Origin of the sequence: Pantoea sp. C8B4 (assembly GCF_051336905.1) — a bacterium.
Classification (GTDB): Bacteria; Pseudomonadota; Gammaproteobacteria; order Enterobacterales; family Enterobacteriaceae; genus Pantoea; species Pantoea rwandensis_B.
In genome coordinates this window covers 1-10,536 of sequence record NZ_JBGMNK010000029.1, presented here as the reverse complement: position 1 = coordinate 10,536, position 10,536 = coordinate 1, and the positions used below count along the sequence as shown (strand labels likewise).

Annotated in this window: 11 protein-coding genes; 2 read left to right on the top strand and 9 right to left on the bottom strand. The window is 54.6% G+C overall.

What is annotated here, in order from left to right; translation table 11 throughout:
- Window positions 1-154 precede the first annotated feature (154 nt).
- The 5 genes from sseB to trmJ form a co-directional block, all read right to left on the bottom strand.
- A complete protein-coding gene (sseB, locus tag ACCW76_RS20695; RefSeq protein ID WP_045814924.1) occupies window positions 155-922 on the bottom strand; it encodes an enhanced serine sensitivity protein SseB in 768 nt (255 codons plus the stop codon).
- Window positions 923-1,045: 123 nt separating this feature from the next.
- On the bottom strand, window positions 1,046-2,332 hold the full coding sequence (gene pepB, locus ACCW76_RS20690) for an aminopeptidase PepB (protein ID WP_038645398.1): 1,287 nt from the start codon (window positions 2,330-2,332) through the stop codon (window positions 1,046-1,048).
- Window positions 2,333-2,395: 63 nt separating this feature from the next.
- Window positions 2,396-3,565: an IscS subfamily cysteine desulfurase gene (locus ACCW76_RS20685; RefSeq protein ID WP_436339990.1), complete on the bottom strand. Its 1,170-nt coding sequence runs from the start codon at window positions 3,563-3,565 to the stop codon at window positions 2,396-2,398.
- 201 nt (window positions 3,566-3,766) lie between these two features.
- Window positions 3,767-4,264: a Fe-S cluster assembly transcriptional regulator IscR gene (gene iscR, locus ACCW76_RS20680; RefSeq protein WP_038645393.1), complete on the bottom strand. Its 498-nt coding sequence runs from the start codon at window positions 4,262-4,264 to the stop codon at window positions 3,767-3,769.
- A gap of 135 nt (window positions 4,265-4,399) precedes the next feature.
- Complete coding sequence (gene trmJ / locus ACCW76_RS20675; protein ID WP_038649961.1) at window positions 4,400-5,143, bottom strand: tRNA (cytosine(32)/uridine(32)-2'-O)-methyltransferase TrmJ; 744 nt, start codon at window positions 5,141-5,143, stop codon at window positions 4,400-4,402.
- A 121-nt stretch (window positions 5,144-5,264) separates the two neighbouring features.
- Between trmJ and suhB the strand changes: the two genes are divergently transcribed.
- Window positions 5,265-6,068, top strand: a complete 804-nt coding sequence (gene suhB / locus ACCW76_RS20670; protein ID WP_034825653.1) for an inositol-1-monophosphatase — start codon at window positions 5,265-5,267, stop codon at window positions 6,066-6,068.
- A 40-nt stretch (window positions 6,069-6,108) separates the two neighbouring features.
- Here suhB and ACCW76_RS20665 read toward each other — a convergent pair whose 3' ends face one another.
- Together ACCW76_RS20665 and ACCW76_RS20660 are read right to left on the bottom strand one after the other, a co-directional pair.
- Entirely contained in the window at window positions 6,109-7,092 is a 984-nt protein-coding gene (locus ACCW76_RS20665; protein ID WP_436339987.1) for a nickel/cobalt transporter, read from the bottom strand.
- Window positions 7,083-7,709, bottom strand: coding sequence for a DUF1007 family protein (locus ACCW76_RS20660; RefSeq protein ID WP_038645388.1), 627 nt, complete (start codon window positions 7,707-7,709; stop codon window positions 7,083-7,085). Before ACCW76_RS20660 ends, ACCW76_RS20665 begins: the two co-directional genes overlap by 10 nt.
- 156 nt (window positions 7,710-7,865) lie before the next feature.
- On the opposite strand from ACCW76_RS20660, the gene csiE reads away from it, so the two are divergent.
- Window positions 7,866-9,134, top strand: a complete 1,269-nt coding sequence (csiE, locus tag ACCW76_RS20655; RefSeq protein WP_045814928.1) for a stationary phase inducible protein CsiE — start codon at window positions 7,866-7,868, stop codon at window positions 9,132-9,134.
- Here the strand turns inward: csiE and ACCW76_RS20650 are convergent.
- Both ACCW76_RS20650 and ACCW76_RS20645 read right to left on the bottom strand, forming a co-directional pair.
- Entirely contained in the window at window positions 9,131-10,267 is a 1,137-nt protein-coding gene (locus ACCW76_RS20650) for a 3-phenylpropionate MFS transporter (protein WP_436339985.1), read from the bottom strand. The genes csiE and ACCW76_RS20650 overlap by 4 nt on opposite strands.
- A 36-nt stretch (window positions 10,268-10,303) precedes the next feature.
- Window positions 10,304-10,536, bottom strand: a 233-nt coding sequence (locus ACCW76_RS20645) for a hypothetical protein (RefSeq protein WP_436339983.1), incomplete at its 5' end; no start/stop codon positions are given.

Below are 10,536 nucleotides of genomic sequence, written 5' to 3'. Positions count from 1 at the left end.
GGCAGAACAAACTTCTGAGCATGGCAATGAAGGGTAGCTGGCAGAACAAACTTCTGAGCATGGCAATGAAGGGTAGCGGCGCGATTTTCGCGCGTTTCTGCAGCCGCATTTTGGCTGACAGATTCGCAAGATATCGCACCGCTACAAGCGATATTTAAATAATCCGCTGGCTGCCTTTGAAATCGCGCAGGAAACTCCCCCAGCGACGTTCATAAAAAGGCGTGATGTGCGCGGTAAAGAAATGGCTGACACCTTTCTCCTCGCTCACCACTTCACAGATATCAATCGGTGCATCATCTGCCAGCGTATCGGTTGCCACGCTGCCTGCCGCCTGAATGATCTCCTCGATATTGCTATCCGCTTCGATACCGATCAGCAAATTGGGTTCTTCCGTGGCGCTCTCACGAATGCTGGCAATATAAGCACGACGTACCTGTTTATACTTGGCAAACAGCTGCGTCAGTGAATCAATCATCTGTGCGGGTGGTTCAGCCACTTCCGACAGAAGCAGCGCATGGCCCCCTTCCAGTACCGTTTGCTGACTCAGCGCACTGCCCTCTTCACCGATCAGATGGGCAATCTCACCCGGTGAAAACTCTTTGCCGGCGGGCAACTTAGGATTGAGGAATAGGCTCTCACCCAGGGTCATTTCGAACAGCGTGCGCGCGGGCAGACGCAGGTAAGGCTGTTCTTCTTTAATCGCTTCCCCCATTGCTTCTTCTGAGGTGAAGAACGGGATAACACTGCCGCCGCCCTCTTTTTCCCAATGCTGTAATTCCACAGGTGAGGTGGCATCGAACTGCTCTGCAGGACTTTCACCTGGCACCCAAATGTCAGATTCCAGCAGCAGTTGAAAGAATTCCGGACGGTGCGCAGGCTCGGTGGCGGCCAGCTTCAGCACCTCTTCAAGACGATTGCTCATTTATCAAGTTCCAAAAAAACGGCAAGCTCATGCACGAGTTTTGCCGCTTTAGCGCTGTGTGGTCGCCACGAATGGCGACCCTGGATAATATTGACGCAGCGTGCGCACTCATGCGCACCGGCTTTATTTCAGTAACAGATTGGCGATGGTACGCACACCCAGACCAGTTGCACCGGCTGACCATTGATCCACCGCGCTTTTACGGTAAGTGGCAGAACAGTCAATGTGCAGCCAGCCCTGCTGATACTTGCTCACAAAGTGAGAAAGGAACGCCGCCGCACTGCTGGCACCGGCTGCATGTGCCGGACTCGCGATGTTGTTCAAATCGGCAAAGTTTGACGGCAGATGGCTGCGGTGGAATTCAGCCAGTGGCAGGCGCCAGAAGGCTTCATTTTCACCGGTTGCGCTACCCAGCAGTGATTCCGCCAGGACATCGTCAAAGGTAAACAGGGCGTGATAATCGTTGCCCAGCGCCGTTTTCGCTGCACCTGTCAGAGTTGCTGCATCGATCAGTAACTCAGGATTTTGCTCGCTGGCATCAATCAGGCCATCGGCCAGCACCAGACGTCCTTCCGCATCAGTGTTCATCACTTCAACGGTCTTGCCGTTGCGATAGCGAATGATGTCGCCGAGACGGAACGCGTTACCGCTCACCATGTTGTCTGCACAGCACAGGAACAGCTTCACACGTTTGGTCAGGCCACGTGAAATCGCCAACGCCAGCGCGCCGGTCACCGTCGCTGCACCGCCCATGTCGGATTTCATCGAATCCATAAACGCGCTCTGCTTCAGGCTGTAACCACCGGTATCAAAGGTAATGCCTTTGCCGACCAGGCAAGCGTATACCGGCGCATTTTCATCGCCGCTTGGGTTGAAGTCGAGCGCCAGCAGCACAGGTGCGCGGGTTGAACCACGGCCCACGGTGTGAATACCCGCATAACCCTGCTCGCGCAGATCTTCGCCTTTGGTGATGCGATAGCTCACTGCATCACCGCCCACTTCGCTGATCAAATCGATCGCGCTGTGCGCCAGTTGTTCCGGGCTGAGGTCTTCCGCAGGCAGGTTGATGGTGTCACGTACCCAGTCAACGATTTTAAGGCGACGATCAAATTCTGTCTGATCGTTTTCGCTTAATGCTGGCCACTCTACCTGGCGTTTGCCTTTCGGGCTGCGATAGCCTTGCCAGAATGCCCAGCATTTTTCCAAATCCCACTCTTCGCCGCTCAGTGCGACATGGCGGATCCCCTGACCGTCCAGCTTGCGCCCTGCGCGCTGGATGCTCATCAGCGCATCGGCGCCAGTCAGGTGAAGGGTCATGCCACTTTCAGTGCTGCTCAGCAGTGCTTTTTCACCCCAGCGCGCATCGGCGGCCTGGGAGCTGAGCGTAATAGTCATCGGTTGTGTTGTCATCGCGTAGCTCCGTTTGCGTTAGGTGTCACCTTGCGCCAGAACCGGCGCAAGGGAGTGCATGAATTAGCGGGACGTGGCGGGCGTGAATGCCCGTAAACGGCTGACCGCTTTTTTGACCAGCTCAATGGCGTAGTCAATTTCCTCTTCGGTGGTGAAACGCCCCAGCGAGAAGCGCAGTGAACTGTGTGCCAGTTCCTGCTTAACACCCATGGCGCGCAAAACATAAGAGGGTTCGAGACTGGCCGAGGTACAGGCAGAACCCGATGACAGCGCCAGATCTTTCAGCGCCATGATCAAGGATTCACCCTCAACCTGAGCAAAACTGAGGTTCAAAATATTCGGTGCGCCCTGCTCAAGCGAACCGTTAATCTTCACATTCTCTAAGCGGCTGATACCGCGCCACAGACGTTCGCGCATAGCCGACAGACGAGCCATTTCACTGCTCATCTCTTCACGTGCGATACGGTACGCTTCGCCCATGCCAACAATCTGATGCACCGGCAACGTACCGGAACGCATACCGCGCTCGTGTCCACCACCATGCATCTGCGCATCGATCTGCAGTTTCGGTTTACGACGCACCCACAGCGCACCAATGCCTTTAGGGCCGTACAGCTTATGCGCTGAAAACGACATCAGATCCACCGGCAGTACGGCGACATCAATCGGCAATTTACCGACACTTTGGGTGGCATCAACATGGAACAGAATGTCACGCGCACGGCACAAGGCGCCGAGCGCAGCAATATCCTGAATCACGCCGGTTTCGTTGTTCACCTGCATCAGGGAAACCAGCACGGTATCGTCGCGCAGCGCAGCTTCCAGCATTGCAGGCGTAATAATGCCATCACTGCCGGGTTGCAGATAAGTGACGTCGAAACCTTCACGCTCCAGTTGCTGACAGCTATCCAGCACCGCTTTGTGCTCAGTTTGACTGGTAATGACGTGTTTGCCGCGTGCCTGATGGAATTGAGCCGCACCTTTGATGGCGAGGTTATCAGCTTCAGTGGCACCGGAAGTAAAAACGATTTCACGCGGATCGGCGTTGACCAGCTCAGCAATCTGATTGCGCGCCACATCAACGGCTTCTTCAGCCTGCCAGCCAAAACGGTGAGAACGGGAAGCGGGGTTACCGAAGGTGCCATCCAAAGTGAGGAACTGCATCATTTTGGTGGCGACACGCGGATCGGCAGGCGTTGTCGCTGCGTAATCCAGGTAAATCGGTAATTTCATTGCGCTAAAACTCCGTATAAAAAATCATACGTCTTTATAGCACGATTCAGCCCCGGCTGTGTGAACCCGTCATGCTCAAGCCGCAGGTGCGTTGGCTGCGCTAATTCACCCCAGTCACTTACTGATGTAAGCGCCTGGGGGATTCATTCGCTTGCCGCTTTCCTGCACCTCGAATCATCAAGGGTTGGGGCTTAGACGGGATTAAGCACGCAGATTAACGTTAATGGTTTCCTGCATACGGTGCTGCTGGAAGCGACGGTTGTCGGTCATGTTCTGACGGTCAGCCACATCCAGAATTTCCTGGTTGTTCACCAGTTCAGCCAGCGTAATGTTGTTGAGGAATTCGCTGATGCGCTCACTCAGATCACGCCACAGGACGTGAGTCAGGCAGCGCTCACCGCCCTGGCAGCCTTCTTTGCCCTGGCATTTGGTGGCATCAACAGATTCGTCAACCGCCGTGATCACCGCGCCAACCGCAATCGCGCCGGCATCTTTACCTAACAGATAACCACCGCCCGGACCACGAACGCTGGCCACTAAACCGTGCTTACGCAGACGTGAGAATAACTGCTCCAGATAGGAGAGCGAAATGCCCTGACGCTCAGAAATATCAGCCAGCGGCACCGGGCCCTCGTTTGAGTGCAGTGCAACGTCCAGCATAGCGGTTACGGCATAACGTCCTTTGGATGTCAGTCTCATAGCATACAACCTCGTAAGCGTCCGTCCGGGTATCGGCGGGCTATCTGATGAATTGACGCCAGTCTGCCATTCCTGAGTAAAACGGTCAACTATTTAACCAAGTAATTTACTCAACTATTTAACCAACTGTTTTACTCAACTATTACCCTTATCACCTTTAGGCTTTTGGAACGAAGCCAGCATACCGCGCAGGATATTAAGTTCATCACGTTCCGGGCGCGCGCGAGTATAAAGACGACGCAGTTTGCTCATCACCTGGCTCGGGGTGCCTTCGCGGATAAAGCCGCTGTCCAGCATCATCTTTTCGATGTGCTGATAGAAGCGCTCCAGATCGTCCACTAACGGATACGGTGACTCTTCTTCTTGCGGCTGAGGATTGGCCTGTTCCTGCGCCTCCAGCCATGCCATACGCACTTCATAAGCGATGATCTGCACTGCCATCGCCAGGTTCAGCGAGCTGTATTCCGGATTCGCTTGAATGGCGACGTGATAGTGGCACTTCTGCAACTCTTCGTTGGTCAGGCCCACGCGTTCACGACCAAAGACTAAAGCCACTGGTGCCTGCTGACCCTCTTCCACGCTTTTGATACCGCATTCACGTGAATCCAGCATCGGCCAGGGCAGCGAACGGGAACGTGCGCTGGTGCCGACAACCAGGCTACAGCCCGCAATCGCTTCGTCCAGCGTGTCCACGATTTTTGCATCGCCAATCACATCGCTGGCGCCGGCGGCAAGAGAGATGGCCTGCGAGTCAGGTTTGACCAGCGGATTGACCAGATAAAGATTGGTTAAGCCCATGGTTTTCATGGCGCGAGCGACAGAGCCCATGTTGCCAGTGTGCGAGGTTTCTACCAGTACGATTCGGATATTTTGCAGCATAATAGTGAGCGGTGAGAAAATGATGGCGCGTAGCCTAGCATAAAAGCAGGACATTTGCTGAACACCCTGATATACTCCGCGCCGTTTTCACCCGTTCTTTAACATCCAGCGAGAGATACCGATGCATCCGATGCTCAACATCGCCGTGCGCGCAGCGCGCAAGGCCGGAAATTTAATTGCCAAGAATTATGAAACCCCGGACGCTGTCGAAGCCAGCCAGAAAGGCAGCAACGACTTCGTTACCAATGTTGACCGCGACGCAGAACGTCTGATTGTCGAAGTGATTCGCAAATCCTACCCGCAGCACTCCATTATCACCGAAGAAAGTGGTGAACTGGCGGGTGACGATCAGGACATTCAATGGGTAATCGATCCGCTGGATGGCACCACCAACTTCATTAAACGTTTACCTCACTTCTCAGTTTCAATCGCAGTGCGCATCAAAGGCCGCACCGAAGTGGCTGTGGTTTACGATCCAATGCGTAACGAACTGTTCACCGCCGTACGCGGCCAGGGCGCACAGCTGAATGGCTACCGTCTGCGTGGCAGCACCGCGCGCGATCTGGATGGCACCATCCTCGCGACCGGCTTCCCGTTCAAGCTGAAGCAGCACGCGACCCCTTACATCAACATCGTCGGCAAACTGTTTACCCAGTGTGCAGATTTCCGTCGCACCGGTTCTGCTGCGCTGGATCTGGCTTACGTGGCCGCTGGCCGTGTGGACGGTTTCTTCGAGATCGGCCTGAAGCCATGGGATTTCGCCGCAGGTGAACTGCTGGTGCGCGAAGCGGGCGGCCTGGTGACAGATTTCACTGGCAACCACGGTTACATGATGTCAGGTAACATCGTTGCAGGTAACCCACGCGTTGTGAAAGCCATGCTGGCGACCATGCGTGAGGAACTGAGCGAAGCGCTGAAGCGCTAAGCACAAAAAAGGCGGATATCACATCCGCCTTTTTTTGTCGTTAAAACGGACGCAACCCGCTACTCATCATCGGCTGTGCACTTTGCCACAGTAACCACCCCGCTAACATCAGCACTACCCCGCCCGTTAACGCCAGTGCAGACATAACAACTTTCGCCCGTTGCGAATCGCCGTTTGCCGCGCCCAACCTCTCGGCCAGGCGACGCGACCGCTGAACTAACAAACCCATTGCAGACACGGTCACGGCGGTACCGATGGCCATCGCAATGGCAGAAGCCACGCCCCACGCATAAACGCCAATCACCTTGGCAAACAGCAGCATCATGATGGCACCAGAACAGGGACGCATGCCCATGGATAGCACCACCAGCGCCTGAGTTTTGCCACTCACTGCCTGCTCCATCTGTTCCGCACTGGGTAAATGGGCGTGACCGCAACCGCAATGTTCATCATGCTGATGATGCGGGCGAATGGCGCGGATCTGCATTTTTTGCGGCGCAGGACGCAATCCCTGATAAAGAGCGCGCAAGGCGCGCCAACCGACCCAGACGCCCAATGCCATTACCAGCAGGTAACTGCCCTTCTCCAGCCAGTAACTGCCGAGATGCATCTGCCGCGATGAGGTTTGCAATACCACCAGCATCACTGTGACCAAACCAATCGCCACACCACCTTGTAATAGTGCGGCCAATAACGTCAGTTTCATGCTGGTTTTCAGCTTCGCGGGATGCGTTGCCAGAAAGGTGCTGATGACCACTTTGCCGTGCCCTGGACCCAACGCGTGCAGCACACCATAAGCCAGACTGAAGAGCATCAAGGTCAATCCCGCCTGCTGAGGCTGTTCAGCGACTTGCTGCAGGAGTTGGGTCATCTCTCGATTCAGGATTTTCTGCCACAACACACTTTGCAGCAAAATTTGCGACCAGTGCTGCCACAAGGTAAATCCGGCAGCCAGCATCACTACGGCCAGCAACCATAGCGGCCACAAACGGCGTGGTCGAGAAGGCAGTGAAATCAATGACATGTCAGGGTTACCGTTTGCGCGAATTGCTGACCAAGATCCATGTCTTCTGGCGGCGCATCGGCTTTATCCAGCGACAGCGCGTATTGCTTGAGCGAGTCATCCGGTTTTGGGGTATGCAGGTCAATCTGACAGTGTGCTTTGACGCTGTCGTCCATGGTTAATGCCTGTGGGTTATCGTAATACATATCAACAAAGTAGCTTGGGTCAAAGGTCTGAATGCGATACTGTTTTGCGCTCAACGACTGGGGTTCACCAAATGGGACGATGAATTCCAGCACCGCTTTATTGCCATTGCGCGACAAATTGTACTCCTTAGGTAAATTCAGGAACTTAACCCGCGTTTTATCCTGCCAGACTTCAGAGAAATAGTGCTGGCCCAATACGTTCGCCATCACCTGAGCCGCCAGCTTTTTCCATACCACATCGCCCGGTTTCGCCTTGCCTGCATCGTAGAGCAGATCGGCCGAGGTGATTTCATCCATCGTCCACACCATTTTCATCCCCGTCAGATGATCTTTGTCGCTAACGAACTCGGTTTTCATATCGATAAAGCTGTGCGGATGTGACCAGGCCGCTGCGCTGAACAACAGCGTAAAAGTAATAAGCGCAATTTTCATGTGTTATAAAGTAACAATTCTCAAGTGAAGATTATACTGGTCCAGAAAAACTGTGACCCGCCTAAAAGCTCTGAGCAAAAGTCACGACAAAGTGCAGGGTTACCGCGTGGAGTTAGCTATTCTTAGCTCAAAAATGACCCGCGGATAATACTATTGATGAGTTCTGCACCTTCATCTGCACCACTCTTCAGCCGTGCCCAGCGTCGTTGTCATCTGCTATTGCTACTGTTTCTGCCTGCTCCCGCGCTAACGCTTGAAAAGCTCTGCCAGTTAAATGGTGTTGATCCTGCCGTTGCCCGACAGGATATCGCGGATGTCGGTGATGAGATACAGCGCTTCCATCAACTGGAGTTACACCAGATGGTGGATGGCAGCTTCCGCATACATGGGACGGAACTGGACAGGCGGCTCTGCCTGCTCCATTGGCTGCGACGCGCGCTGCGCCTGTCGCAGGATTTCGTCTGCGAACATTTTGCTCCCGTGCTGCGTCAGCGCCTGAAAGTCCTCAATATCGAAAAGGCGCTGTGGGATGAAACCAATCTGCAGGCGTTAATTCAACATTGTAGTCTGCGACTGAGCCGCGATTTCACGCCGCGCGATCGCCTGTTCCTGCAAATCTTTATGAAATATGCGCTGTGCCAACGGCAAAATGCACTGTTTAATGAAAAACAGCGGGCATGGCTGGCAGCAAAAACCGAGCGTGCTGCCGCAGATGATGTGATTCACCACTGGCAGAAACGCTGCCATTTAGCGCCGGACGTTAGCGAAACCGACTTCTGGACGCTGCTGTTCAGTTTGATTCATGCGCCGGATGGGAATCAGCTTGAAGACCACCAGGCGCAGCAACTCATGTTGGCCGTAGAAGCGTTAATCGCCCGTTTTGAACAGCTGGCGCAGACACGCGTCAAAAATCAGCACGAGCTGAAATTGCAATTATTCACGCATCTGGCGCAAGCGCTGGATCGCAGTCACTTTGCCATTGGGATCGATAACAGTGTGGCATTGGACGTGGCACGTCTTTATCCACGTTTACTGCGCACCACCGAACGCGCGCTCTACCACTTCAGCAGTGATTTCGGCACGGAATTCAGCGCGGAAGAAGTCAGTCTGGTGGCAGTGTTGTTCGGGGCCTGGCTGATGCAGGATAGCGCACTGCAGGAGAAGCAGGTACTGCTGTTGACCGGCGCGGATGCGGCAATGGAACAATTACTTGAGCAGCAAATCCGCGAGATAACACTGCTGCCCATCAACATCACTTATCAGGATATGCTGCACTTTCAGCGAGAAGGTGCACCGCGTGACGTGGCGCTGGTGATCACACCTTACGCCACATCGTTACCGCTGTTCTCCCCCCCACTGATCCATGCCGAGCTGCCGCTAAGCTATCATCAGCAGCAGCGCATTCGTCAACTGCTGGAAGCTTAAGCGGCGCGCGGACGCAGGAACAATGCAGGAAGCGCCACCAGTGCCATCACCCAGAACAGATGTCCCTGTAAATGGGTAAACAGCACGCCGCTGATCATTGTCATCACTGCAATCCCGCCCCCCATCGCCAGTGCAGAATAAAGCGATTGCAACCGAATCACCTCGGCGCCCTTACGTGCGGCTATAAAGCGCATAGCCGCCAGGTGACATACGGTGAAGCTGCCACAATGCAAAATCTGAGCAGCAATTAACAGCGGCAGCGCGGTGCTGGATCCCAGCATCACCCAGCGCACTAACGCGCAACAGCATGAAAGTAGCAACAGGTCACGGGCACTCCAACGGCGAAACAGACGATTGCTCAGCGCAAATATGACGATTTCCGCCACCACGCCCAACGACCATAGATAGCCAATCACCGATGCGGAATAGCCTGCTTCCTGCCACCAGATGGCACTGAAGCTGTAATAAGCTGCATGTGCCCCCTGCATTAGCGTCACGCATAACATAAAGCGCCAGACCGCGTTCTCCCGTAGCATATCGCGCCACGCCGCCCAACCGCCGCTTGCCCCCTGCCGCGCATCACCTTGTGGCCGGGTTTTGGGTACGAACATCATGCCGCTAAGCATTGCCAACAAGCCCGCACTCAGCAGTGCCAGAATCGCCTGTGATGACCAGGCACTCACCAGCATCCCCGTCAGCGCAGAGCTAATCACAAACGCCAGCGAACCCCATAGCCGCACCGGGCCATAAGCCAGGCCAATTTGCTGCGTCCAGGTCGCTGCCAGCGCATCGCTGAGCGGCACCAATGGCGAGAAAAACAGGTTGAAGCCCACCATGACCAGTAACAGCCATAACCATTGGCCGCCAAACCAGAAACCTAACGCAAACAGGCACGTCATCAATGCCAGCAGCCGCAACGCCAGAATCAGCTGAGAGGGATTTTTAACCTGCGAGGCGATCAGCAGGCTACCGACAAATCGCGCCACCATGCCGCAACCGAGCAGTAAGCCGATTTTTTCAGCATCCAGGCCTATTCCTTTGAGCCAGACGCTCCAGAAAGGTAAGTAGATGCCGTAACAGAAGAAGTAGGTGAAGTAGCTGAGTCCCAGCCATCTGGGCGATCCGATGGTCATTTTGCCTCCCACAGGCATGTCAGCTGCGCCCGCAGCTCATTGGGCCGCTACTTTGTCAGAGGCTTGAACAAAAGGGAAATGAAAGGTCGGAGAATCGTCTTTTCTGCGACAGGCTTCGCATCGGAAATCATACTTCAGGCACCGTAATAACAAGGTCTGCGCGAATGCTTCATGTGCGGTGTATGCGATGTGTGCGATGTGTGCGATGTGTGCGATGTGTGCGATGTGTGCGATGTGTGCGATGTGTGCGATGTGTGCGATGTGTGCGA